The sequence below is a fragment of the Capilliphycus salinus ALCB114379 genome, from assembly GCF_047276495.1.
Classification (GTDB): domain Bacteria; phylum Cyanobacteriota; class Cyanobacteriia; order Cyanobacteriales; family Microcoleaceae; genus Capilliphycus; species Capilliphycus salinus.
Genome location: NZ_CP178543.1, coordinates 950,819 through 974,784, shown reverse-complemented (window position 1 = coordinate 974,784; position 23,966 = coordinate 950,819). Strand labels below are relative to the sequence as shown.

The 23,966-nt window shown below is 42.7% G+C and carries 23 protein-coding genes and 1 other RNA gene; 12 read left to right on the top strand and 12 right to left on the bottom strand.

Annotated features, from left to right (window positions below; translation table 11 throughout):
• Positions 1–469 precede the first annotated feature (469 nt).
• Positions 470–1,393, top strand: coding sequence for an isoaspartyl peptidase/L-asparaginase (locus ACL6C3_RS04045; protein ID WP_413165567.1), 924 nt, complete (start codon positions 470–472; stop codon positions 1,391–1,393).
• Positions 1,394–1,642: 249 nt separating this feature from the next.
• On the opposite strand, the gene ACL6C3_RS04040 is transcribed toward ACL6C3_RS04045, so the two are convergent.
• The 3 genes from ACL6C3_RS04040 to ACL6C3_RS04030 all read right to left on the bottom strand — a co-directional run bounded on the left by ACL6C3_RS04040 (position 1,643) and on the right by ACL6C3_RS04030 (position 4,095).
• Positions 1,643–1,813, bottom strand: coding sequence for a type II toxin-antitoxin system RelE family toxin (locus ACL6C3_RS04040; protein ID WP_413165565.1), 171 nt, complete (start codon positions 1,811–1,813; stop codon positions 1,643–1,645).
• A gap of 81 nt (positions 1,814–1,894) precedes the next feature.
• Positions 1,895–2,125 carry a hypothetical protein gene (locus ACL6C3_RS04035; protein WP_323221116.1) on the bottom strand — a complete coding sequence of 77 codons (231 nt, stop codon included), beginning with the start codon at positions 2,123–2,125 and terminating at the stop codon, positions 1,895–1,897.
• A 764-nt stretch (positions 2,126–2,889) separates the two neighbouring features.
• On the bottom strand, positions 2,890–4,095 hold the full coding sequence (locus ACL6C3_RS04030) for a DUF4336 domain-containing protein (protein ID WP_413165564.1): 1,206 nt from the start codon (positions 4,093–4,095) through the stop codon (positions 2,890–2,892).
• A gap of 223 nt (positions 4,096–4,318) precedes the next feature.
• On the opposite strand from ACL6C3_RS04030, the gene ACL6C3_RS04025 reads away from it, so the two are divergent.
• The 8 genes from ACL6C3_RS04025 to ACL6C3_RS03990 all read left to right on the top strand — a co-directional run bounded on the left by ACL6C3_RS04025 (position 4,319) and on the right by ACL6C3_RS03990 (position 11,103).
• On the top strand, positions 4,319–5,677 hold the full coding sequence (locus tag ACL6C3_RS04025; RefSeq protein WP_413165562.1) for a DUF3370 domain-containing protein: 1,359 nt from the start codon (positions 4,319–4,321) through the stop codon (positions 5,675–5,677).
• Positions 5,678–5,870: 193 nt separating this feature from the next.
• Entirely contained in the window at positions 5,871–6,137 is a 267-nt protein-coding gene (locus ACL6C3_RS04020; RefSeq protein ID WP_413165560.1) for a YciI family protein, read from the top strand.
• A gap of 28 nt (positions 6,138–6,165) precedes the next feature.
• An RNA gene (gene ffs / locus ACL6C3_RS04015) (signal recognition particle sRNA small type) lies at positions 6,166–6,262 on the top strand.
• Between the two features lie 35 nt (positions 6,263–6,297).
• Positions 6,298–6,669, top strand: coding sequence for a phasin family protein (locus tag ACL6C3_RS04010; protein WP_413165559.1), 372 nt, complete (start codon positions 6,298–6,300; stop codon positions 6,667–6,669).
• A gap of 106 nt (positions 6,670–6,775) precedes the next feature.
• Positions 6,776–7,186: a hypothetical protein gene (locus ACL6C3_RS04005; protein ID WP_413165557.1), complete on the top strand. Its 411-nt coding sequence runs from the start codon at positions 6,776–6,778 to the stop codon at positions 7,184–7,186.
• A gap of 138 nt (positions 7,187–7,324) precedes the next feature.
• Positions 7,325–8,713, top strand: a complete 1,389-nt coding sequence (locus ACL6C3_RS04000; protein WP_413165555.1) for a DNA phosphorothioation system restriction enzyme — start codon at positions 7,325–7,327, stop codon at positions 8,711–8,713.
• A gap of 84 nt (positions 8,714–8,797) precedes the next feature.
• Positions 8,798–9,040, top strand: a complete 243-nt coding sequence (locus ACL6C3_RS03995) for a hypothetical protein (RefSeq protein ID WP_413165554.1) — start codon at positions 8,798–8,800, stop codon at positions 9,038–9,040.
• Positions 9,037–11,103, top strand: a complete 2,067-nt coding sequence (locus tag ACL6C3_RS03990) for an AAA family ATPase (protein WP_413165552.1) — start codon at positions 9,037–9,039, stop codon at positions 11,101–11,103. Before ACL6C3_RS03995 ends, ACL6C3_RS03990 begins: the two co-directional genes overlap by 4 nt.
• A 416-nt stretch (positions 11,104–11,519) precedes the next feature.
• Here the strand turns inward: ACL6C3_RS03990 and ACL6C3_RS03985 are convergent, their stop codons facing one another.
• Both ACL6C3_RS03985 and ACL6C3_RS03980 read right to left on the bottom strand, forming a co-directional pair.
• Positions 11,520–13,181, bottom strand: a complete 1,662-nt coding sequence (locus ACL6C3_RS03985; RefSeq protein WP_413165550.1) for a methyltransferase domain-containing protein — start codon at positions 13,179–13,181, stop codon at positions 11,520–11,522.
• 1,039 nt (positions 13,182–14,220) lie between these two features.
• On the bottom strand, positions 14,221–14,445 hold the full coding sequence (locus ACL6C3_RS03980; RefSeq protein ID WP_413165548.1) for a hypothetical protein: 225 nt from the start codon (positions 14,443–14,445) through the stop codon (positions 14,221–14,223).
• A 252-nt stretch (positions 14,446–14,697) separates the two neighbouring features.
• Between ACL6C3_RS03980 and ACL6C3_RS03975 the strand changes: the two genes are divergently transcribed.
• Positions 14,698–15,747: a mannose-1-phosphate guanylyltransferase gene (locus ACL6C3_RS03975; RefSeq protein ID WP_413165547.1), complete on the top strand. Its 1,050-nt coding sequence runs from the start codon at positions 14,698–14,700 to the stop codon at positions 15,745–15,747.
• Between the two features lie 214 nt (positions 15,748–15,961).
• On the opposite strand, the gene ACL6C3_RS03970 is transcribed toward ACL6C3_RS03975, so the two are convergent.
• Positions 15,962–16,543, bottom strand: coding sequence for a Uma2 family endonuclease (locus ACL6C3_RS03970; RefSeq protein ID WP_413165545.1), 582 nt, complete (start codon positions 16,541–16,543; stop codon positions 15,962–15,964).
• Between the two features lie 318 nt (positions 16,544–16,861).
• Between ACL6C3_RS03970 and ACL6C3_RS03965 the strand changes: the two genes are divergently transcribed.
• Positions 16,862–17,620, top strand: a complete 759-nt coding sequence (locus ACL6C3_RS03965) for a DUF5131 family protein (RefSeq protein WP_413165543.1) — start codon at positions 16,862–16,864, stop codon at positions 17,618–17,620.
• 15 nt (positions 17,621–17,635) lie between these two features.
• Here ACL6C3_RS03965 and ACL6C3_RS03960 read toward each other — a convergent pair whose 3' ends face one another.
• The 5 genes from ACL6C3_RS03960 to ACL6C3_RS03940 form a co-directional block, all read right to left on the bottom strand.
• Complete coding sequence (locus ACL6C3_RS03960) at positions 17,636–18,619, bottom strand: three-Cys-motif partner protein TcmP (protein WP_413165541.1); 984 nt, start codon at positions 18,617–18,619, stop codon at positions 17,636–17,638.
• Positions 18,531–18,746 carry a hypothetical protein gene (locus tag ACL6C3_RS03955; RefSeq protein WP_413168463.1) on the bottom strand — a complete coding sequence of 72 codons (216 nt, stop codon included), beginning with the start codon at positions 18,744–18,746 and terminating at the stop codon, positions 18,531–18,533. The genes ACL6C3_RS03960 and ACL6C3_RS03955 overlap by 89 nt, the downstream gene beginning before the upstream one ends.
• A gap of 157 nt (positions 18,747–18,903) precedes the next feature.
• Entirely contained in the window at positions 18,904–20,925 is a 2,022-nt protein-coding gene (gene tkt, locus ACL6C3_RS03950) for a transketolase (RefSeq protein ID WP_413165539.1), read from the bottom strand.
• 548 nt (positions 20,926–21,473) lie between these two features.
• Positions 21,474–22,040, bottom strand: a complete 567-nt coding sequence (locus ACL6C3_RS03945) for a (2Fe-2S) ferredoxin domain-containing protein (protein ID WP_413165538.1) — start codon at positions 22,038–22,040, stop codon at positions 21,474–21,476.
• 118 nt (positions 22,041–22,158) lie between these two features.
• A complete protein-coding gene (locus ACL6C3_RS03940) occupies positions 22,159–22,413 on the bottom strand; it encodes an Asr1405/Asl0597 family protein (protein WP_413165536.1) in 255 nt (84 codons plus the stop codon).
• Between the two features lie 264 nt (positions 22,414–22,677).
• Here ACL6C3_RS03940 and ACL6C3_RS03935 point away from each other — a divergent pair, with 264 nt between their 5' ends.
• Complete coding sequence (locus ACL6C3_RS03935; RefSeq protein ID WP_413165534.1) at positions 22,678–23,223, top strand: Dps family protein; 546 nt, start codon at positions 22,678–22,680, stop codon at positions 23,221–23,223.
• 230 nt (positions 23,224–23,453) lie between these two features.
• On the opposite strand, the gene ACL6C3_RS03930 is transcribed toward ACL6C3_RS03935, so the two are convergent.
• Positions 23,454–23,930: a peptidoglycan-binding domain-containing protein gene (locus tag ACL6C3_RS03930; protein WP_413165532.1), complete on the bottom strand. Its 477-nt coding sequence runs from the start codon at positions 23,928–23,930 to the stop codon at positions 23,454–23,456.
• Positions 23,931–23,966 lie beyond the last annotated feature (36 nt).

Sequence of the window (23,966 nt, the reverse complement as noted above, 5' to 3'; positions counted from 1 at the left end):
ACCGCCGGGGCCGCGAGTTCGCGCTCATGGGGGAAACCCCCAAGACCGCGCTGCTTCACCAGTCACCAGTCACCAGTCTTTCACAGTCACCAGTCACCACCGAACCAGTCACCAGTCTTTAGAGTCACCCTCCGGGAACGTCCGTTGCTTCGCGACTATTCCGCCAAGTCAGCAAGCAGCGAACCCGTCACCAGTGAATACAAAGAACAGGGAATAGGAGACAGGAGTAAGCGCGTTCGCTATCGGAAGCTTCGTCTACAGAATTGCCCCTTACCCCTTACCCTTTACCCCTTCCCCCTTCCGCCTTCCCCCTTCCCTATAGCCTATTCCCTGTTCCCTGATCCGGTGTTCCCTGTTCCCTCATAAACTGTTTCCCGACGCCTGAATAAAAAATTCCCTTGGAATTGTCCAACCGGACGTGCAAAAATACTGTAGCGACTAACTCAAAAATCTATTGTCAGAAATCAGTATGGTGCAACCTAAATTAATTATTCACGGGGGAGCGGGAAGTTCGATTCACAGCAAAGGGGGGATTGATCAAGTCCGCAAAGCTCTTTATGGGGTTTTAGAAAAAGTATATCCTCTGTTTGAGCAGGGGATCAGCGCGACCGATATTGTTGTTGAGGGGTGTCGGCATCTCGAAGATGAACCTTTGTTCAATGCCGGAACCGGTTCGGTGCTTCAGTCGGACGGTCAAATTCGCATGAGTGCGGGTTTGATGAATGGGTCCACCCAAAGTTTTAGCGGCGTGATTAACGTTTCTCGGGTTAAAAATCCCATCGACCTCGCCCAAGCGTTGCAGGAGTCTATGGATCGCATTTTATCCGATCAGGGCGCGGCTGAACTGGCGCGAGAATTGCAACTTCCGATTTATAATCCTTTAATCGATCGCCGGCTTAACGAGTGGATGGAGGAGCGCCAGCACAATTTTACCCGAGAAATGGCGAATGTGGTCGCTGAACCTGCTCGTATGGGTACTATTGGCGTGGTGGCTTTGGATACAGCAGGAAGGCTGGCTGCGGGAACTTCTACAGGCGGTAAGGGGTTTGAAAGAATTGGTCGGGTGAGCGATTCTCCCATGCCTGCGGGTAATTATGCCACATCGGAAGCTGCGGTGAGTTGTACGGGTATTGGGGAAGATATTATCGATGAATGTTTCGCGGCTCGTTTGGTGGTTCGGGTCGCCGATGGTTTATCGTTAAAGGATGCCTTGGATCGCTCTTTTGCAGAAGCCACTGTACGAAAACGGGATTTTGGGGCGATCGCGATCGATGCGGCGGGTCAGATCGGTTTGGGTAAAACCTGCGATGTGATTGTTGCTGCTTATCACGATGGTGAAAAAATTGGCGATAGTTTGGAAATGGAAAAAGGAACTCAGGTGTTAGTAGTTTAATTCGGGGTTTCTGGCGGTTGTGGTGCGTTCTAAAAATGGTTCTTTGATAATCGAGAAATCCTGAACGGTTCTGAAATTATGTCATTTTAATCTATTGGCGATCGCACCCAACTGCCAGAATTCGATAGAACCTTACAGGAACGTCAACCAGGCGAACGGTTCGCTTAATTATTGCGATCGCAAGGGATTAATCCAGAAGATATTTAGAAATGAAAAATACACCCGAACCCTGAAAGCAACATTCTCAGTTTATTCATAAGCATCACGACGATGAATAATTAAACTAACAATGACCTGATTGTTTTCATCATCAATTTGATAAATTACACGATAGTCGCCGATGCGATAGCGATAACGACCTGCAAGATTTCCTTTCAGTGGTTTAATGTTCGGATGATTTCGCGGCGTTTGTTCTAACACTTCCAAGCATCGGGAATTTTTTGAGCCAAAGGACGATTTGCTGAGGTATAAAACTTCTTTGCTTTCTGGGTCAAAAGAACTCTATACATCGTTGCGAACTTCTCGCCAATCTGTTAAATTTCCCTCAACAATATCGCGGTCAGCTTCTTCTAAAGCGTTCATCAAGCCAGGAATAGCGAGTAATTCGTTGGTTGCGACTTCGCTTTCATCCTCTGCCAACTTTGCTAAGAATTCATAAGCCAATTTAACCTGATCGGGTGATAGTTTTTCGGCGTATGCTTTTATCTGATCGCGCATCTGTTCAGTTTTCATCAGGTTCTAATCAACTCTATTCCGATTATACAATCAGTGGGAATCAATTTGGGGATGGTTTTTATGCGATCGCGTAGTCTTCCGTCAGGTGTATCGTTTTTTTAATTAGTTAGACTTCACTCCAGTTTAATTCAACTGACTGTTATCAATAAAAAAAGGGTAGAGATTTTCTCTATCCTTTAATTTTATATTTTAGCTTATGTGCGATCGCAAATTATATAGTTATTTCCGTCAATAGAACTTTATACGATGAATGATGAATGGGGTTCTTGTGGTGATCAGACTTCTGAATTATAAATTATGAATGAAGAGATTAAATATAAGCTTATATAATCTTAAATGTTTTATAGTTTTAAAATTTTAATCACAACTCTCAAATTTAGGGAATTTTGGCTGAAAATTATTCGCAATAAGCAACGAGATTGCGTTGTTTCAGGCTTTATGGTATTCTAATAGTCAAGGGGGACGTATACCTTGATAGAATTTTGTAGCCCTAAAACCCCATAAAATCGTAAAAAGTCTTGAAATCTTGACGCTGATCTCGACCTGCAATCGCACGAATTTTGAGGATGCGCGAATCTTACCTTGTGGGCTAGAGTTGACAAATAGCTGGTAATATGTATGTTGAGTTCTTGAGGGTGTAAGGAACAGGGGACAAGGAACAAGGGTCACAATTCATAATTCACAATTCTGATCATATAATTATATGGTGAACAAATTGGTGATAGATTGGAAACGGAAAAAGGAACTCAGGTGTTAGCGGTTTAAACCTGTTCAACACTGGGAGGAACGATTCTCAGTTTGGTCAGATTTTTATCGATTTCTCTGAGGAGTTCCAAGTCTTCTTCGGGTAAATAAGAAGTTTTATTCTTTTCTAAATTATCGCCGTTGAGTCGTTTTTGCAGAAAAGAAAACGCTTCTCTAAATTCGTCGGGTTTGGCAACAATAGGCGAGTCAAAATGACAAGCTACAATTCTTTCAAATTGCCAGTTGGCTACCCAGTCAGCCCAAATTAACGTTTCTACCGGGGCGCGATTGAGAATTAGGGTTTGTAAAATCGGGGCGACTAACAGCCGTTTTTCTTGCGATAACGCTTGAAAGGATTGTTTCCAGCCCTGTTTCCATCGAAACGGAAATAGACCAAAATAGTTTTTTGAGGAACGGTCTGGTGCTTTCGGCGCTTCTTTAATTGCCTTCGGAAAGGGAACGGTATCCAGCGAATTCGGGCGAAAATAAAAGGAAAATAAACAAATGCGCTGCCATCCTTTCAAACGGTTGGTTTCGTTATCAATGATATCTTCAAAAGCGTTATCTCGGGCGTGAAATAGCAACGGATAGGGATCGAGTTGTAAAATTTCGGGGGGACGTTCGGGAACAGAAACTACAATATCGGTTACTAATAATGTACGCGATCGCCGATCAAAAAATACAACTTCTGAAAACCGTCCCGGCCCCAAATAAATCGGCCCCAATGTGGCATAATCGAACTGATCGCTAAAGGGCGCTTGGCTGCTATCTTCAGGTAAAATATGGGTGCGTTTTGCGGGTAAACCCAACCAACTTAAAGGTAAATTTACCGGAAAACTCCATTGACTCGGAGCGACAAAAACTTCAGCCTGGGGAAACTGACGCGCAAACGGGCCGACAAAAACTTTGTGTTCTATCCCGGAAATTGTCGGTAAAATAATATATTTGACATCCCCATGTTCGGCGACTAATTCGCGCAGCAAACGAATACATTCGGGCGTCGGGGCGACGGGGGCGTAAATGAGCAAGCCACCGCCTTCGAGTTTAACCACGCTCATCCGAATGGGAACAACCACGTACAGAATGCCCTGAAGTTGATCGAAGGTCCATAAGGTGTCTTTGATGACTTCTCGCCGCAGGGTTCGCCGCTGTCCGTAGGGATATAGCGGTGCTGCTGGCCACCAGGGCCACGAAAAGTCTTTTGAACGGATGGACTGTTGCATGGGCTTCGGCTATCGATCGCGATCGCTGTCTCAAAAGTTTAGCAGATTTTTGTCAACAAAAGACGGGTGTTGTCAGGTCTGAAGTGATATCATGTCGGTTTGTTAGCTCTAAGAATTTAGAAAAGTAGAGGGTTGAAGGATAAACTTTTCTTGAACGCCTAAAACTGAAACTTTTTGATAAAATGAACGGTCTAAACTGTTATCAGTTTTTCTGATTTCCAAGATGATCTTATCTCTTTTGTTAACGTCTATTTTTTTCGGCCAAGCTCAACCTCCCGCTACAGAAATTGTTCGACCCCAAGAGGTTCGTCCGTTGCCGGGTGAGTTAGATAATATTCCGGTTTTTAATAGCAACAGTCCCGAACTTATTTTATCAGAAGGAATTTTATTGTCAACCTTTCCACCCGAGGGTAAAAATAATCCTGAAGCGCATTTGAATTTTGCCTTTAAAGGACGGTTTGATCTGTTTGCTCATCATGTGGCGAAACCGCAAGAACCGGGAGATTTACGAACGCTTTATTTGGGGATTTTAGTTCATAATCCCAATGATAAACCGGTGACGGTGAAGGTTTTAGAAGGGGCGAGTTATTTGAGTCAGCCGGATGCGCCGTTTATTGAAGTTCCGCCGGTTGTTGATAATTCAAATGGAAATATTTATGCGGGTCCGGGTGGTCGGGTGATGAGCGATATTTTAAGGGGAAAAAGACAGGATATTTTTCCAAAACAAATTGTAATTCCGCCTGAAGAAAGCCGAATGTTATTGAATGTGCCGATTCCGGTTAGAGGTTTAGAACCGCCTTTAAATGGTCGTTCAACCTATATGCGTTTGGAAAGTAGCGGAGAGGTTTATGTTGCGAGTTTGGCAAAATATGCCCGCAGTGGACGCAATGGAAACGAATTTTCGCCTTCGCTATCTGAATGGAAAAATTTGTTAAAAATGGGAAAATTATCGACGCCTCGGGACCGTCCTCCAACGCCTCCAAATACAGAAACAAGTCAGATTATTTACGGACGGGTTGCAGGAGTGTCTAGAGGTTCGGTTTGGAATGCCAAATTAGTTGATAATGCGGGGGGTTCTCGTTTGACAATTCCCGAACCGGGCGGGGCGTTTTCTTATGGAATGAGTACGCTACCGAAAGGATTATTAGGAACGAATCAAAATCAAAGCGCTGAAATGTTAGTGCGCTATCCCGATACGGCTTATCAAGCGCACGGAAATTATGGGGTTCAATACAGTTTAGATTTGCCGCTTTATAATCCGACTAATCAAACTCAAACGGTGGTTTTAACGGTACAAACGCCTTTGAAAGAAGATGAGTTATCTGAAAAGGGATTAAGATTTTTAGAACCGACTGCGCCCCAGACTTTTTTTCGGGGAACGGTTAGATTTCGCTATATTGATGATCGGGGAAAGCGTCAAATGCGATATGTTCATTTAGTTCAAAAACGAGGACAACAGGGGGAACCTTTGGTTAAGTTAGAAATTGAACCGCAACAACACAGGCGGGTTGAATTTGATTTTCTCTACCCTCCAGATGCGTCACCGCCTCAAGTTTTGACGGTGAAGACGTTGGAAGACTAACAGCCAAGATTGAAAGATTGTGAAGATTTTCTCGAGTCAAAAATGATTGGTTTAAAATGGGAAGTAAACTACAGAAAGTAGACTGTTTCTGACCCGTCTCAACCCGAGAGTGCAAAAGCTGTATCTATCTCAACAGTAGCAGTTCGGAAACATTGGATAATTAATTTGGAACCTCTATTTATTGTGAACACAAATGCCCTGGTTTGTTAAGATTGAAAAAGGAATTGTCGAAAAACCAGTCTTTGATCGGTATGTTCCGGCTCATGTAGCCTACGTCAAAGATTTAATCGACAAAGGACACAAAGCCAAAACCGGTTACTGGGGGAAACGAGGCGGAGGAATGCTTCTCTTTGAGGCGGCTTCGCTGGCCGAGGCCGAGGCGCTCGTTGAGCAAGACCCTTTGATCCAAAATCACTGCGTCACCTATGAACTACACGAATGGTGTGTTGTGGTTGAATAAATTAAAAATTTGTGTTAACTTTATAAGTGGCTCGGATCTACGCGATCAAGACGCCCAAATCTTGTCAGGACCGGAAGGTAGCAGCAACACGGGATGCTCTTGGTAGGCGTAGTCTCCGGGTCACTTTTGTCTGTAGGCAGATAGGAGGATAGGAGGCATTATGCAGCGAGGTTTAGGAGATCTCGTCCAGAAAGCTGTTTACTTGGGGGTCGGTTTGGCTGCTTATGCGGGCGAGAAAGCGGCTAAAAACATGGCCGAGTTGCGAACCGAAGCTCAAAAGCTCGCCGATGAACTGGTCAAGCGGGGCGAGATGACCGCAGAAGAAGCCCGTCGTTTTGTAGAAGATACCCTCAAGCAAGCTCAACAACAACCCCCTCAAACCAAAACCCCGACCAAAAATCCGCCGGAACCCCGCCAAATTGAGATTATTGATGGTGAAGAAGACGAGCCTCAGTCCGCCGACTCCGCCGAACAATTGCGTCAACAAGTCGAAAACTTACGAGAAGAATTGCGTCGTCTTAAGCGAGAGTAAAATCTGACCGATCAAGATAGAAGGCAGTGTTATACTGGATTTCCAGATGAAGCCTATTCTGGGCGGCTTTGTCTGAATTATCGTTAACACACAGGCGGCAGATCTGATGGAAGATTGGTCAAAAGGCTTTTTTGAAGCAGTCGGATTGGCAGTTTACGAAGTCGAAAAGTTGTTCACAGATTTAACTAGAGACTGGGATCAAATGGTTGATGAACTGACCAAGTTTTCTGAAGAAATTACCGAAGAAGTTCACAATAAAATTTTTCCCGAGTTGGAAGAATACTTCAATGAAATTGTTGAACCGATTCTTGATATTTACTTAGATTTAGACTTAGAATTTGACGAGACTGAGTTTGAACCCTTTGTCACCTACGTTCACCCGAATTCTACTCAAAATGTGGCTTGTCGGGGTTGTCAACATTATCACGGTCATGTTTACGGGGGGAATTTGCTCGTTTGTGGAATGCACCCTTCGGGCGTAGAAGATGAGACTTGTCCGGATTGGGAATCTCAATAAAATTCCTTTTTCTGCTCATCTAATTTAGGGGTTGAAAACTCCAATAAAACCCTTTGTCAAATCAAGATAACACATCCGGTCTTTTTTTAATAATTCCCTATTCTCTATTTTCGCTGTTTTGGCGACCTTTATCAAGCGGTGAATCTACCATTAGAGGAAACTTCCTTATTCGGAGTTCCGAGATTTCCATTATCGATTCAACTGAGATCTTATCAGAAAAAAGCCGTTCAAAGTTGGTTTGCTAACCGAGGACGGGGAACCTTAAAAATGGCAACCGGAAGTGGTAAAACCATTACCGCTTTAGCAATTGCAACCGAACTTTACCAAAAGATAAACCTACAGGTTTTATTGGTAATTTGTCCCTACTGTCATCTGGTGACGCAGTGGGCGAGAGAGGCGGAAAAATTTGGCTTAAAACCGTTATTGGCGTTTGAAAGCGTTCACAACTGGCAACGTCAACTTTCCGCCCAACTCTATAATATTGGTTCGGGTTTTCAACCGTTTTTAACGGTTATTACCACCAATGCGACCTTGATTTCGGAGGGGTTTCAGTCTCAACTCCGGTATTTTCCCGAAAAAACGTTAATTATTGGCGATGAAGTTCACAACTTGGGTTCGCCCCGTTTGGAAGAAAGTTTACCCCGAAATATTGGGCTGCGTTTGGGGCTATCCGCCACACCCGAACGTCATTATGATGAGGAAGGAACTGATTCTATTCTAACCTATTTTGGGTCGGTTTTGCAACCGGAATTAACCCTCGCCGATGCGATTCGTCAGGGGGCTTTGGTTCACTATTTATATTATCCAATTTTGGTCGAATTAACCGAAGCCGAAAGTCGCGCCTATTCCCGGTTAACGACTCGAATTGGTTGGGCGTTGATGGATGAAGAAAAAATCGAAAATAATGAAACAATTACGGCTTTATTAATCCAAAGGGCGCGATTAATTGGTTCGGCTGCTAATAAAATTCAGGCGTTGCGTCAGTTAATGCAAAATCGTTTGCAGACGACTCACACCTTGTTTTATTGCGGCGATGGGAGTATGGATAACAGCGAATTTTCATCGACTCGTCAGTTAGAAGCAACGGTAAAATTATTGGGAACTCAACTCGGTTATCGGGTGAATACTTATACCGCCCAAACGCCTTTAATTGAACGAGAAAAGCTTCGTCGTCAGTTTGAAAGTGGAGAATTACAGGGGTTGGTGGCGATTCGTTGTTTGGATGAAGGCGTTGATATTCCGGCGATTCAAAATGCAGTTATTCTCGCCAGTAGTAGCAATCCCCGTCAATTTGTTCAACGTCGGGGGCGAATTTTGCGCCCTCATCCCCACAAAGAACGAGCAACTTTATTTGATATGATTGTACTTCCGCCCGATTTGGGGCGAGATACTTTACAAGTTGAACGAAATTTGTTGAGAAAAGAGTTAAAACGGTTTTTAGAATTTGCCGATTTAGCCGACAATGCGGGGGAGGCGAGAATGCAATTATTACAGTTACAAAAGCGATATGATTTGTTAGATCTTTGATTGGGCGACAAGATCGGTTAAAATGATTTAAACACAATCCCAACTGTGATACAGTAAGATTTAGATAAAATTTTAATCAATAACATGAGTTTACAATATTCTGAAAGTTTAATTCGGACAATATCTAATGTTTTTTCCGAAAAAAAGTCTTCTTATCAAACCGAAAGCGACTCAAACAATCTTCAAGACCCCTTAGCCGATGCGTCTCCCGAAGTCAAAGAAATAATAGAAAGAGTTTTGCAAGCGGAACGGGATAAACTCTATATGAAAAATCCCCGCAATATTAATGATGATATCCTCAAAATTATTAAGGAAGTGGTGCAATGAAACTGATTTCGATTCGTCTGTGCAATTTTCGCCAATTCTACGGTCAAACTCCAGAAATTGTTTTGGCTTCGGGAGAACGAAATAGTACCGTTATTCACGGCAATAATGGGGCGGGAAAAACCACATTGATGAATGCTTTTACCTGGGTATTGTACGATAAATTTAGTGCGGCGTTTGCGGCTTCTGAATATTTGGTCAATAAAAGAGCAATCACGGAATCCGAACCCGGAAAACCCGTATTGTGTTGGGTGGAAATTGTCTTTCAACATGACAACAAACGCTACCAAGTTAAACGGGTTTGTCGCGCCTATAAAAACAATAAAGATATCGAACAATCTCCCAGTGCATTGTATATGCAAGTCGCCGGAGATGATGGACGCTGGACGATTCCTCCCCAACATCCTGATGATATTATTAATCGGATTTTACCGCTCAGTTTACATCAATATTTTTTCTTTGATGGCGAACGAATTGAACAAATTGTTAGGGATGATAAAAAAGCCGAAATCGCTGAAGCAACCAAAGAATTATTAGGCGTAGAAGTTTTAAATCGGGCGATCAAACATTTGGGAGAAGCGAGAAAGTCTTTAGAAACCGATCTCAGTTTAATTGGAGATGCGGAAACGAAAAAATATATAAAAGATAAGAAAAAAGCCGAACAAGAAAAAGAACGCCTGATTAAACGTCAAGCGGAAATCGAACAAGAATTAGAACATCAAAATGAATTAAAAAGAACCCTCAGCAGTCGTTTGTTAGATTTAAAAGGCGCCGGAGAACTGCAAAAACTCCGGGATGAACTCGAACAACAAGCCAAATTAATTCGAGAACAACTTCAACAAGCCAATCAAACCATTCGCCGAGAAATTTCGACCCGAGGTTATACGGTTTTCCTCTCTGAATCTATTCTTAAATTCCGAGAAAAATTTCAACAGTTGAGAGAAAGCGGAGAACTTCAAACGGGAATTACACAACAATTTATTCGAGATTTACTCCATCAAAATAATTGTATTTGCGGGAGTGAATTAATCCCCGGAACCCCCAACCGGGAAAAAGTCGAAAGTTGGTTGGGAAAAGCCGGAGTTGCAGATATCGAAGAAACTGCTATTCGGATGAGTAGCCAAGTCGATGAAATTGAAAAACGAGTTCCCGAATTTTGGCAAAAAGTCGATCAACAGCAAGCCAACTTAAACCAAAATCGAACCGAATTATCGCGGATAGAAACCCAACTGGATGATGTGAAAAAGAAGCTGAGAAATTTCCCAGATGAAGATATTCAGCAACTCCAAAAACGTTTGGATGAAGTGGAAACTAAGATTAATAATCTCAACCGGGAAACGGGTTCAAATCAACAACAAATTGAGACGGCTAATAATTCGGTGAGTCAATTAGAAAAACAGATTGACAAACAAAAAATGAACGAGATGAAACAAGTCTTAGCCCAGAGACGGATTGAAAAAACCCAAGATGCAATTAGCCGTTTAACTCAAATCAAAGATCGATTAGATCAACAATTTCGGTCGCAATTAGAAGATCGAGTTCAACATATTTTTAGTCAAATTTCTTTTACACCTTATCTCCCCAAACTAACGGATAAATATGAATTAAGATTGGTTGAAACCACAGCCGGAGATGAAGCCGAAGTCGCCGCTTCTACGGGAGAAAATCAAATTCTCAGCCTATCTTTTATTGGCGGAATTATTGAAGGGGTGCGAGAATGGAGTCAAAAAAATACCCTGATGGGTCCGGATAGTAGCACTTTTCCGATTGTAATGGATTCTCCGTTTGGCAGTTTGGATGAAATTTATCGCCGTCAAATTGCCAAAATTATTCCTCAACTTGCCAATCAATTAATTGTTTTAGTCACGAAAACTCAATGGCGGGGAGAAGTCGCCCAAGAGATGGAAAAACGGATTGGAAAAGAATATATTTTGTCTTATAATTCCCCAAAAACCGATTGTGATGAAGACTTTATTGAGTTGGGCGGGGTTCGTTATCCTTTGGTTAAACACAGCCCGAATGAGTTTGAATATACGGAGATTTTAGAGGTAACTTATGAATTTTAATTAAGCCGATTTTAACTTATGATATGATCAAGGCTAGGGGCGGGTTCTGATATGATATCCGGTTGATTAATGTGTGTTATGGGGCGGGGCGGGTTTATGTCAATCTCGGAGTAGTCGTCAACATGAATACAGAACCCGCCCCTACGTTTAGGATTATTAATTAGTCGGACATGATATGAATTGATTGATACTTTCCCACCAACAACTGATATAAACCCGCCCCGGTGTCGGCTATTGCCTATTACCTATTATTACCTATTGCCTATTCCCTATTGACTGCGTAAAAAAACAACCGTAAGAACAGTTATCCTACAGTTGTCCGGTGTCTAATCGGCTTTAAAAACAAGTTAACCGTTCCCAGGCGATAAAAGCCTGGGCTGACGTTTTACGGGCTTACCGAGAGAAATTTCGGAAGATTATTTTTTCCGAAAATGCAAAATTCCCCAGGTGAGATAGCCTTTCTTTCCAGATTCGATCCAATGATTTAAACCCTGTTTCATGCGTTCAATATAGTCTTCGCCGCAGGTTTCTAAAGCTTCTTGATAATTTTCATCAACCGCCTTGAGAATCCGACTGTAATGATTGACCAACTGTTCAGAAAGATTGGCAATTTCAACTTCCTGAAAGCCGGTTGATTTTGCGACTTGGCGATAGAATCCCATTGAACCCAAAGAGTCTAAATGAATGCGATCGTAAACGGGTTGAAGTACATTTTCGGGACAGTCATCGCTTTGCATGGGATCGGTGAAAATAAACTGTCCACCGGACTTAAGAACCCGATAAACTTCTTTGAGAACTAAAGAGCGATTTCCACTGTGTAAAATGGCATCTTGAGACCAGACGACATCAAAGCTAATATCATCTAAAGGAATATCTTCAAAACTACCATCAACAACATCAATTTTTGAGCTTAAACCTTGTTCTCGGTTTAACAAACGATTGCGTTCGTTTTGAACTTCGCTGAGATTCAAACAAGTGACATGACAGCCAAATTTATTAACAAGATAACGAGCGGCGCCGCCATAACCCGAACCGATATCTAAAACTCGGCTATTTTCATTCAGTTTCAGGCGAGAAGCAATCTGTTCAACAGTGCGGCGACTCGCCTCAAATACGGGTTCATCTTCGCTTTTGTAAATGCCAACGTGGATATCTTCTCCACCCCAAATGCTGGCATAAAAAGCATCTGCACTATCACTATTGTAATAGTTGCGAGCGGTATCCACCGTGTTGGAATAGGTCATTTTCTTTTGTCCTTGTTCTTCACTTTCGTATCGCTTCTCAGCAACATGAATGAAGAAATCCGGGTCATCTTGGTGATAGGTTTCTTGAAAATCGCCGTAGGTTTTAATCCGTTGAAAACCCACATCTTGCATCAGTTTACGGGTGTAATCTTTCCGCAAAGGATACATATTTAAGTGAAAAACGGATTTGTCGGGGAACTCGTAACGAAAACGAGCTAAACCTTCATCAACGTGTTCGGGTTCGGCTTTAACATTTTCTCCGCAGTAGTAATAAATATGCTTGGAAGAAAAGCCGCTATCGAGGATTCCATCATAATTGCGCTGATCTAAAATAAGTAGACCATCGTGGCGCAAAGCCGCATAAAATTCCGCTAAGGCTTTTCGGCGATCGCGTTCAGAAAACAGATGAGTAAAAGAATTTCCCAGACAAATAACCGCGTCAAATTTACCATGAATATCGCGATTAAGCCAACGCCAGTCGGCTTGAACGGTGCGTAAAATTAATCCATGATCGCGACCATTTTCAAAGGCTCTGGAAAGCATTTCTGGACTTCCATCTGCACTGACGACTTCAAAGCCAGCTTCCCGCAAACGAATGGAATGAAATCCTGTTCCCGTGGCGACGTCTAGAATTTTACGAGCGCCATGTTCTTTGAGAATATCAATAAAGAAATTACCCTCACTTTTTGCTCGGGCTTCCCAACTGATCAGTTGATCCCATTTACCCACAAAATCCTGAATATATTCACGCTGATAGTGAGCGGTGTCCCGAACCGCAATGGGGTCAGAACCGTAGTCTTGTTGTTGAGAACGTGCTTTGTATTCAGTTTGCATTGCTATTTTTGTAGTTATGCTTTCTTTCTGTACGGGAAGAAGAAGCCTTGCTAAATTTTGAGTGGTTACTCAAGAAGAATATTTGAGGTTTCCAGTTTTGTGCTACCGCCATCTGGTCAAATTTCTGAGTTTGAGCTTGGCTTCCCAACCGGGTTTTTAGAAGTGAGTTGACAGCAGCAAACCAGAAGACATCTTTCATTCAACCACAGAATTTGAAAACTATCAAAAGAAATATTTTTGATGATCGGGTCAATCTTTAAGGATTCGATCCGAAATCAAAATTCACCCGGAAAACCCTTGAATCCCTCTTGTCATCTAGGATGAAGCTCTTTTCGATTCGGCGAGAAATTGACGAAAAGTTAACTCTTATTAACTCGAAGGTTTTTAAATTTTTAATAAAATTTTAAGATTTGCTTATAGAAACTTTAAATTTATACAAATATACTATAGGTTTAAAGATTTTATTTTAAAATTTTGATCATTAAATCCCGGCTTTTGAGTTGACAAGTCACCGCAAATATTGAATAATAAGCGTTTCAGTGCCAGCAGATGTCAGAAAATTAAATCGAGCTATCTCTAACTTTAAAAAAATTAATCTCTCGGGGCGACTAATATTTGTTACGATCTAAGTTTGGATATTCAAAAGTTTTTGACAGAGGCGATCAAGTTTGGGTGCGAACTTTTCAACTCAACAGCGGTTCAGACAGGTTGAAGCTGCAATTAAATCCTATAGAATTGACCCCCCGAAAATTCTTCGCCCAACCCCAAATTTAAAATCGATAATTAAGACTAAAATAAAGACCCTCATCTTGAATATTATCACCGCGATCGCGAACATAAACCAGAGGAAAACCATAGTCAACTCTTAAACTCATTACCGAACCCCTCTTAAAAAAAGATCACATTTGAACGGTCGGATCGCCCGGAGAATCGCGCTTTAAAGTAATCCGAAAAAATCTAAAAAAATAGTACCAAAATTCAGCGAACTTGGTACTAAAGCTGTATTATAGAGAGAATATTATCCGAGCAACTCAACCAACTAAGAATGCTCAAGTTGTTCGCTGCTTCGCTCCAACATAGACTCGTGTAAATGCTGTTCATGTTGACGTTCTTTTGCAGTCAATTCCCGGGCTTGTTCGTTGGTTTCTCCTTCAACATGGCGATCGACTTCCTCCTGGGCGCGATTTCGCATAGATTCATGGAGATGTTCATCATGCTGACGTTCTTTGGCCAGCGACTCCCGGGCTTGCTCTTGTAGACTCATGGTTAATTACTCCAGCTTATGAATTTATTCAGAATTTCTAATAACACTGTGCCATGATTGGGGAAAAAATGTAGCGAAGTTAACAGAAAAAAACATTCCCAGTCCGAAACTCCCCAAAAAAGGGACACCTTCACCCTGAAATCAAACAAGGTGACAACAAATCCGTTATCTAGGCTATATTTTTCGCAAATCACTGACAACGGACAATATACAAATTAAGATTGAATCATTGATGTCTCAAACTCAAGACAAATGATCCCTGTTATTCTCGCTGGTGGTAAAGGTGAACGGTTTTGGCCATTGAGTCGAAAGCATCGACCCAAACAGTTTTTAAGCCTAGATGGGAGTGGTGAGAGTTTACTGCAAACAACGGCTAACCGCCTGCTTTCCCTGGCTGAAAATTGGGAGGGACTGTGGGTGGTGACTTCGACCCTGTTAGCCGATGGCGTTCACAAACAGCTTCCCCAATTACCCGAAAAAAATATTTTAGCCGAACCCGAAGGTCGCGATACCGCCCCTGCGGTGGCTTGGACAACCATAGAAATCGCCCGTCGTCACGGAGAAGACGCTGTGATTGGATTTTTTCCGGCGGACCATTGGATAGGTGAACCGGCGATTTTTGAGAAGACTTTAAAAGCGGCAAAAGAGTTGGCTGCAACCGAAGATGTGATTGTAACTTTGGGTGTAAAACCGAGTTATCCGGCGACGGGTTACGGATATATTGAACAGGGTGAAAAGTTGGGAGTCTTTGATGATTTTCCCGCTTATAAAGTTGTCCGATTTACCGAAAAACCCGATCAAGAAACAGCCGAAAAGTTCCTCTCAACCGGTAAGTTTAGCTGGAATGGCGGGATTTTTGTTTTTCGGGCGGGTGTCATGCTTAATGAATTGCGAACTTATGTTCCCGACTTGGTAAAAACGTTAGAAGAAAAAGGTGCAGATGCTTATTTTGAATTGTCAAAAATTAGCATTGACTATGCCCTGATGGAAAAGACACAAAAAACCTGTGTGATTCCGGTAGAATTTGCCTGGGATGATTTGGGCGATTGGAATGCTTTAGGGCGCTTGCATGAAAGCAAAGATTCTAACGTTGAATTGGCTCACCATGTGGGAATGGAGACCAAAAATTCAATATTATTTAGCGAGAATAAAGACGACATTATTGTGACTCTGGGTGTAGACGATTTGTTAGTCGTCCGGGAAGGAAATGTAACGTTAATTGCCCACAAAGAACGGACTCAAGAAATTAAGCAACTGTTGAAGAAGTTAGCTGAAAATCCCAACTTACAACAATTCTTGTAAATCGATTTCGATTGAATTTTTGTTCTAGCATCATCAGGGAATATTTGATTGGATTGAATGCTGAACTCTTGAAAACTTTTCAGCCAATCACACCAATCTACATACCCAAAATATAACTCTCTGAGGGTGCATCCAGGGGAAACCCTGAGCCAAAATTTGACACTTTTCTTGTTAGATTTATCAAAGATTATATTGAGGATAACACGTTAAAAAATTAAGCTTCTGCAAAATCAACATTTTCGTAAAATTCTGCGATCTGAATTTCCAACTCAAAGCAACTCAAAGAGAGGGTAATATTTCCCTCGTTATATTCTGTAAATAGCCATTGGTTGACATCGGTTTTAACGTCATGTTCCACGTGTATCCGGTATTGGTCAATCAAAAGATATTCTTGAAACGTTGGAATAGAACGATAAGCCTCAAACTTTTCGCTGCGGTCATAATTTTGAGTCGATTTCGATAAAACTTCCGCAATAAAACGGGGATTCATAACAGTATCTTTGCGTCCGGTTTGCAGTTCTAACGGTTTAGAAACCACCATCACATCGGGGTAAGTGTACAAACTAACTGCGGGTATCCAAAGCCGTTGGTCTACATGAAACCTCTCATAAGGTTTGCCTTTGAGAAAGAGACTCAAAGCAATATAGAGATTACCAGAAATATCATTGTGGTTAGGTGTTCCCGCAGTCATCGGAATAATTTCACCATTACGATATTCGTTGCGTGTTTCGGATGTGAGTTCTAGTTCTAGATATTCTTCAATCGTGTAGATTTTCTTCTCAGTTTGAGCGATCATGTTAATTTTATCCCCAAATCTTCAATCGGGTTTTACCGCTATTTTATCAGTTGATAACCCTTTTTCCGTTTTTTCCCCTTCTGCGATCGCCTTTTCCCTAACAATGTCTTCGATAAATTCCATAGAATTTATTCTAAAAGATAGTTAATCTTTATGTTGATTTTTGTATAAGATCGAAAATTTATCAGCTAGTCAGGTTGAATTTTATTTCAATCTTTGTTATAATTTAAGTCCGGTAAAAAAACAAGAGCATTTACAATTAGTTTTGTAACTGAGTTTGTTGCAATAAGTCAATAGATAATCAAAATTTTTAAAATTATGTCTAGTATCAACACGGGTATAGAATGGACAGATAGAACTTGGAATCCCACGACGGGCTGTAATAAAGTAAGTCCGGGCTGTTTAAATTGCTATGCAGAAGGGATAACTAAACGTTTTACTCACAACTTTCCTCAAGGATTTGCTTTAACATTACATCCAGAAAGATTACCAGAACCTTTAAAATGGCGTAAACCCAGCCGTATTTTTGTGAACTCTATGAGCGATCTTTTTCACGAAGATATTCCTCTGAATTTTATTCAAGATATTTTTCAAGTTATGCGTCAAACACCTTGGCACGTCTATCAAATTCTAACAAAGCGACATGAACGTTTACTCGAAATCGCTTCCGAACTTGAATGGCTAGATAATATTTGGATGGGTGTGTCTGTTGAGAATCAAAACTATATTCATCGAATTGATTATTTGCGCCAAGTCCCTGCAAAAATACGGTTTTTATCCTGTGAACCCCTATTGAGTTCTTTACAGCTTAATTTACAAGATATTGACTGGGTAATTGTGGGAGGAGAATCGGGATTCAAACATCGTCCTCTAAAATTAGAATGGGTGCGAGATATTCGTCAACAGTGTCAAGTTGCAGGAGTACCATTTTTCTTTAAGCAAGTGGGAGGTAGAACTTCTAAAGCAGGAGGAAGACTACTTGACGGTGAAATTTGGGATGAAATGCCAAAAATTTGGTATAAACATCAAAAAAGATGGCAAAGAGATAATATGATAATGAGTCGTAAATCCAGTTAACAAAGGGAGTTTATTCTATAATTTCGGTGGAAATGTAACCTTAACTGTATCTCCAAATGTGCCTTTTCTGCGTTTGGATGGATCGGTAGTAACTTGACCTTCAGCTTCCAGTTTCAGGAGAACATCTTTATAATTTTTCTTGATATAACGTTTATTAACATGATGCTGTTCATAAATTTCTACCATCGTTTTTGTTTGACCAGCAAATTCATCCAGCAATAGATTTTCAAGTTCGTCGAGAGGTTTAGAAAGTTCAAATAATAGGGGCTGTTCTTGGGTAGCTTGATTATATTCAAAAGTGGGAACACCCTGTTCTGTACTCGAACTTGCCCCGGCCATAATTTCTTTCATTATTGAATAACCCCGAACATTTTTGGAGACAAAAATCAAATGATGGCTGGTTCTTGTTCCTTTACTATTTTTGAAGCAAAAAGGTAAAACATACTCCCCTCCTATTGCTTTCAAAGCTTGAGACAGTTCTTCAATTATTATTAATTCTCTTTGATGGGGTAATTTTGACTGAAGTTCTTTCCTCAGAGAATCTGCCCGTTCATTTCCAAATAGAGACTGCATATGACTTTCTACATAGGAATTATTTAAACCCATATTAATGCGATTATAATTGAAGAAAAAAATACAATCACATCCCCAATCTTTAATCACCGATCCGATCAGCCGAAGTGACAATCCTCTGTATCCCCAAGGATCGATGAAAAATAAGGTAGGAATGAATCGCACCCGCTCTAAATTTTGAATAATTTCTTCTCCGACTTCTGTATTGAGTATTATCGGTTTATTTCTCAAACTATTTATGGCGGGAATAGAATAAATTGCTTGCTGAAGTGATTGAGTATTGTTAGAATCTACATCATTGAATAAAGTGACGAGACGTTCTCGCATATCTGGATCTTCAATTGCCCGCTCTAAAATTTTTAAGGGGGTTGACTGAGAACCATCCTGATAACGACCCGGCCCCAGAAAATAGATCGATATATGCAATATTTTTGCCCCATTTTTTAGCCTGTGGTATGATAACTTTTGCCCAAGCCCAAAAATACTTGGCTACAATTTCAGCCTTGATAATCGATTGTTCTTTTGACTCATCAAAGAAAGAGCTATCAGTCATAACTGTTTTTGAAAACTTATGATAGATAATTTATAGGGGCGCAACAGTGTTACACCCCCATCCTAACCTAAACAATTACGCTGAGTTAGGGCAGGTTTATAACCGTTGCTGCTGAGAAAAAACAAATCTCGGCAGAACCCGCCCCTACAATTAACCTCTAACCCAACAACGCCTTCGCCTTAGCAACAACATTGTCAACGGTGAAGCCGAACTTCTCCAGAACCACTTCACCGGGAGCAGACGCCCCAAAGGTATCAACGCTGATGGTTGCGCCTTCATCAGTCACATAACGGCACCAACCGAAGCTAATCCCGGCTTCCACCGCCAACCGCTTCTTAACGGCTTTCGGGAAAACGGACTCTTTGTAAGCTGCATCCTGTTCTTCAAACAACTCCCAACTCGGCATCGAAACCACCCGAACTTTCTTTCCTTCTTCGCGCAGTTTCACCGCAGCATCAACGCAGAGGTAAGTTTCGCCGCCCGTACCAATCAAAATAATATCGGGAGTACCATCACTGTTATCGCTGAGGACATAAGCCCCCTTAGCAACCACATCAATGGAACTGCCCTCTAAATTGGGCAAATTCTGGCGGGATAACGCCAACAAGGTCGGCGCCGGATGAGCGGATTTTGCCTTCTCTACGGCCACCTTATAGGCTCCAGAAGTCTCATTTCCATCAGCCGGACGAATCACAATCAATTGAGGAATTGCCCGCAGGGAGGCAACGTGTTCAACGGGTTGGTGAGTCGGGCCATCTTCGCCGAGGGCAACGGAGTCGTGAGTCATTACCCAAATCACGCCCGCTTCCGCCAACGCCGATAAACGGATGGAGTTCCGCATATAATCGGTAAACACCAAGAAAGTTGCACCGTAGGGAATCAACCCGGAACCGTGCAGGGCGATACCGTTACAAATAGCGCCCATCCCGTGTTCGCGAACCCCGAAGCGAACGTTGCGGTTTTGGTAGCTGCCTTTTTGGAAGTCACCCAAGCCTTTGAGTAAGGTTTTGTTGGAGGGAGCCAAGTCCGCCGAACCGCCGATTAATTCCGGCAATACGCTTGCGATCGCATTTAAAGTCGCGCCCGACTGGTTGCGGGTTGCATCTGCTTTGGTTTCGGGGGTGTATTTCGGCAGCGCATCGGCCCAATTTTCCGGCAGTTTCCCGCTCAACATCCGCTCAAAAGTAGCCGCTTCTTGGGCATACTTGGATTTGTATTCTTCCCAAATTTTGTTCCATTCCTGTTCCGCTTGGGCGCCTTTATCAATGGCTTTGCGGAAGTGGTTGAGGGCGTCTTCGGGAATTTCAAATTCGGGATAGTTCCAGCCCAAATGTTCGCGGGTGGCTTGAACTTCATCTTTACCCAAAGCCGCACCGTGAACGTCGTGGGTGTTGGCTTTGTTGGGGGAACCGTAACCAATGATGGTGGTAACTTTGATCAGCGAGGGCTTATCGGTAACTTCTTTGGCTTTTTGGATAGCTTCCGCGATCGCATCTAGGTTGGTGTTACCGTCGGGAACGTGTTGAACGTGCCAGCCGTAGGCTTCAAAGCGTGCTGCAACATCTTCGGTAAAGGAGATGTCGGTGTGACCATCGATAGAGATGTGGTTGTCATCGTAGAAGGCGATTAATTTGCCCAGGCCCCAGTGTCCGGCCAGAGAACAGGCTTCACCAGAAATCCCTTCCATGTTGCAGCCATCACCCATGATCACATAAGTGTAGTGATCGACCAGTGTGCAGTCCGGTTTGTTGAAAGTTGCAGCTAAATGGGCTTCTGCTAAAGCGAGTCCCACCGCATTGGCAATTCCCTGTCCTAACGGCCCTGTGGTGACTTCAATACCCTCGGTAACGTGGTTTTCCGGGTGTCCGGGGGTCTTAGAACCCCACTGACGAAATTGTTTAATTTCATCGAGGGGAACACTGTCAAAACCCGTCAGGTGTAGGAGGGAATACAGCAACATACAACCATGACCCGCCGACAAGACGAAGCGATCGCGGTTGAACCATTTGGGGTTTTTGGGGTTAAACCGCATAAAGCGATCCCACAACACAAACGCCATCGGCGCTGCACCCATCGGCAATCCGGGGTGGCCTGAGTTAGCTTTTTGTACCGCATCAATCGCTAAGAAGCGGATGGAGTTAATGCAGAGTTCTTCGAGTGATTGGGTTGCAACAGCCATAGTTATCGTTTCTATATATTTTCTGGACGTGTGTAAGCGAAGCCCTGCCGAAGGCCGCGTGAACAGACTGTTCGGTGGCATCCGGGTTTGGGTTGTATCGAGGGTGAAAACAGGCTTTTTCATGCCCGACTCGCGATCGCAGCCCTTTTACCCGTTCTCACTCCCCGGACACGATCTCGAATGCAATTTAGCCTAGAATTAACAGTTTGTCTGTTCCCTAGCTCGCGTTTCGAGTTTCCTCAACAATAGTGAGAATTGTCCTGAGGCCACATCTTTAAATCTTCTCATCTGTGGGAGTTACAAGCAAGCTTCTTTTGAAGGGAACAGGGGATAGGGGGATGGGGAGGTGGGGTGTAGGGGGAATGGGGAATGGGGAATAGGCAACAGGCAATAGACAGAAGGGGGGTTTAGAGTGCGTGGGTGCGTGGGGTTAGGGTGCGTGGGCAAGTCAACCCAGTCCCAATCCCCAACACTAAATCCCTAACTTCTAAACTCCTGAACTTCTGCCTGTTGCCTGTTGCCTTTTGAGTTATTTAATGTTTTAGGTTTTAGAAATGCTTGGCGATTAATTCGGGAACCTCGGTGGCGTTGACTCGACTGTAGCGGGTTTTGTCGGGCATGACCACCACGTTGGGGCCGGCTTTACATCGTTTGAGACACCCTGTTTTCTTGATGGTGATTTGTTCTTCGAGTCCCCGTTCTTTGACAACCGTTTCTAAGGCCGAACACAAATGGTTTCCGCCCTTTTTGCGACAATCTGACTTGTCACAAATGAGGATTTGGGCTTTAGCGGAACAGGTTTTTTTCGCTTCTTTTTTGGAAGAACAAGGTGAACTGCTGACCTGTCCTTCGGCGTTCAGGGCGATGATTTCTTCGGCTTTCATTTTGATTTTGCCGCTTTTGGGATCGTATTTTTTCATCCCACTGACTTGAACTTGCCGCCCCGGAATTAATAAACGTTCACAGACTGAACGAGAGTCTTTGGACAGTTTGATCAGATGCAGCCCTTCGGAGGTCATCAGTTGTAGATATTTGGGTTTGCTGCCATCGAAGAATACATAGGTGACTTGGCCTGCAAAATTGAATTCCGTAATTTGTTTATCAGTTTTGGACATTGGTTTCAGGGTAATCGTGAGTTATTCGGGTTGAGATAGTTGAAGTTCCCCATTAGAGACGTTCTCATCAAACGCCTTAATCTTTTGAGGAAAGCGTCGATCGCGATCGCAAGCGCGATCAGTCACACTCAGTTTGCCAACAGCGTTCTAAGCTTTCGAGTAAATCTTGACGGGAGGCGCTGAACTGTTTAAGGACGCTTGAGAGTTGAACGGCATGGTTAGTGTTCGTGATCTGTACCCGCAGGGGTTGCTCTACCTCGCAGGAACAGGGGATTCCTAACTCTTGTAAGCGTCTGTACACTTGCCACCGATCGGTCCAGCAGTTGACCTCGATGACTTCGCTGTTTTCGGGCTGTAACTGTGATGAATTCATTACTTGTACCAACTGCAACTAATTTCTACTTAGTCCTGACCCGCATATCGGGAACTTCGTCAAAAGTTTTCCGATTGAGTCTTTAATCTCTAGCATATCTTAAGTAAAAATATTTCTCAATAGGGTCGGTGAAAAAAGTCGGTTGCTCGAAATTCCTTCTAATACAGGCAGAATCAGGCTTTAAGGTAGATTGACAAGTGAATTCACAATTCTATAAACTAAGTTCATTAGCAATAACGGTACTTAATGCGAGGAAATCAAGGCATGACTGAGATTCAAAGTCCGGTGCGTCAGTTGGGCGAAATGGGTGACAACCCAGTTTTATTTGACCATTCCGTTACAGGGCCGATTTGCGAAGGTATGAATGCCTTGTTAGCAAGCTTTCAGGCACTTTACATCCAATATCAAAAACATCATTTTGTGGTTGAGGGAGCGGAGTTCTACTCCTTACACGAGTTTTTCCAAGAAAGCTACGACGAAGTTCAAGAACACGTTCACGAACTCGGTGAGCGTCTCAACGGTTTGGGGGGTATTCCGGTAGCCAGCTTCAGCAAGTTGGCGGAAATGTGCTGCTTTGAACCCGAACCGGATGGATACTACCTATCCCGCCAAATGCTCGAACATGACCTCGCCGCCGAACAAGCCATTTTACAATTGTTACGCCGTCAAGCCGGACAAGCTGAAAGCCTTGGCGATCGCGCAACTCGTTATTTATACGAGAAAATTCTGTTAGAAACAGAGGAGCGTGCTTACCATATCGATCATTTCTTAGCAAACGATACGTTAGTTCAAATGAACAGTTCCAAATAACAAGTTAAATAGCTCAAATTGAAGAAGGTTTACGAAATAAAGTCGGGAATTGCCTAATTTCCCGGCTTTTCTATGTTTTGTAAATGATTGGGTGGGGTGTCGGGTGTCGGCGATTGGGGTGCGCGGGTAGTGGTTTTGAGTCGCATCAGCTAAACCCTAAACCCTAACCCCTGTCTTTTGCCTATTGCCATTTTAAACAAAATGATCACCGACGGTAGAAGTGGGTCAGATTAATACCCATAAGAGTCCTCTTCGATATAGTCATTTCCGTAATCTAAAGACTCATCTTCATAATCGGAATAGAAGCCTCTATCTTCATCAAAGCTATCATCTGACTCAAAGATACCTTCCTCGTTCAGACTTAGAAATGTATCCCATGTATTATCGCCAACAATACCATCTGAGATCAGATTATAATCTTCTTGGAATTCTTCAACGGCTTGCTGAGTTGCCTGGTCGTAAGTTCCGGTTATGCCCTCGCTACTGTCATAATATCCCAGTTCATCGAGCATAATTTGCACGTCTTCCACAACGGGACCGACCTCACCATAAGTTAGAGTTGGAGCGGTTGCGACTTGGTATTCATCCAATCTTCCATCAACCACTTGCGCTCGCGCAGGCGTTCCCAGAAGAAGTACAGGAGCAAAAGCAAGCACAGAAATTGTACCCAAAGATGCAATACCGGATTTTAAAATTCTCTTAATCATAGTATAATTTTCTCCTCAATATTTTTGTTCTTCAAA

What these genes read in the sequence shown, in the direction of transcription:
- ACL6C3_RS04045 (WP_413165567.1), top strand. Translation starts at nt 470, where the DNA reads ATGGTGCAACCTAAATTAATTATTCACGGGGGAGCGGGAAGTTCGATT.
- ACL6C3_RS04035 (WP_323221116.1), bottom strand. Translation starts at nt 2,125, where the DNA reads ATGAAAACTGAACAGATGCGCGATCAGATAAAAGCATACGCCGAAAAA.
- ACL6C3_RS04030 (WP_413165564.1), bottom strand. Translation starts at nt 4,095, where the DNA reads ATGCAACAGTCCATCCGTTCAAAAGACTTTTCGTGGCCCTGGTGGCCA.
- ACL6C3_RS04025 (WP_413165562.1), top strand. Translation starts at nt 4,319, where the DNA reads ATGATCTTATCTCTTTTGTTAACGTCTATTTTTTTCGGCCAAGCTCAA.
- ACL6C3_RS04020 (WP_413165560.1), top strand. Translation starts at nt 5,871, where the DNA reads ATGCCCTGGTTTGTTAAGATTGAAAAAGGAATTGTCGAAAAACCAGTC.
- ACL6C3_RS04010 (WP_413165559.1), top strand. Translation starts at nt 6,298, where the DNA reads ATGCAGCGAGGTTTAGGAGATCTCGTCCAGAAAGCTGTTTACTTGGGG.
- ACL6C3_RS04005 (WP_413165557.1), top strand. Translation starts at nt 6,776, where the DNA reads ATGGAAGATTGGTCAAAAGGCTTTTTTGAAGCAGTCGGATTGGCAGTT.
- ACL6C3_RS03995 (WP_413165554.1), top strand. Translation starts at nt 8,798, where the DNA reads ATGAGTTTACAATATTCTGAAAGTTTAATTCGGACAATATCTAATGTT.
- ACL6C3_RS03990 (WP_413165552.1), top strand. Translation starts at nt 9,037, where the DNA reads ATGAAACTGATTTCGATTCGTCTGTGCAATTTTCGCCAATTCTACGGT.
- ACL6C3_RS03985 (WP_413165550.1), bottom strand. Translation starts at nt 13,181, where the DNA reads ATGCAAACTGAATACAAAGCACGTTCTCAACAACAAGACTACGGTTCT.
- ACL6C3_RS03980 (WP_413165548.1), bottom strand. Translation starts at nt 14,445, where the DNA reads ATGAGTCTACAAGAGCAAGCCCGGGAGTCGCTGGCCAAAGAACGTCAG.
- ACL6C3_RS03975 (WP_413165547.1), top strand. Translation starts at nt 14,698, where the DNA reads ATGATCCCTGTTATTCTCGCTGGTGGTAAAGGTGAACGGTTTTGGCCA.
- ACL6C3_RS03970 (WP_413165545.1), bottom strand. Translation starts at nt 16,543, where the DNA reads ATGATCGCTCAAACTGAGAAGAAAATCTACACGATTGAAGAATATCTA.
- ACL6C3_RS03965 (WP_413165543.1), top strand. Translation starts at nt 16,862, where the DNA reads ATGTCTAGTATCAACACGGGTATAGAATGGACAGATAGAACTTGGAAT.
- ACL6C3_RS03955 (WP_413168463.1), bottom strand. Translation starts at nt 18,746, where the DNA reads ATGACTGATAGCTCTTTCTTTGATGAGTCAAAAGAACAATCGATTATC.
- tkt (WP_413165539.1), bottom strand. Translation starts at nt 20,925, where the DNA reads ATGGCTGTTGCAACCCAATCACTCGAAGAACTCTGCATTAACTCCATC.
- ACL6C3_RS03945 (WP_413165538.1), bottom strand. Translation starts at nt 22,040, where the DNA reads ATGTCCAAAACTGATAAACAAATTACGGAATTCAATTTTGCAGGCCAA.
- ACL6C3_RS03940 (WP_413165536.1), bottom strand. Translation starts at nt 22,413, where the DNA reads ATGAATTCATCACAGTTACAGCCCGAAAACAGCGAAGTCATCGAGGTC.
- ACL6C3_RS03935 (WP_413165534.1), top strand. Translation starts at nt 22,678, where the DNA reads ATGACTGAGATTCAAAGTCCGGTGCGTCAGTTGGGCGAAATGGGTGAC.
- ACL6C3_RS03930 (WP_413165532.1), bottom strand. Translation starts at nt 23,930, where the DNA reads ATGATTAAGAGAATTTTAAAATCCGGTATTGCATCTTTGGGTACAATT.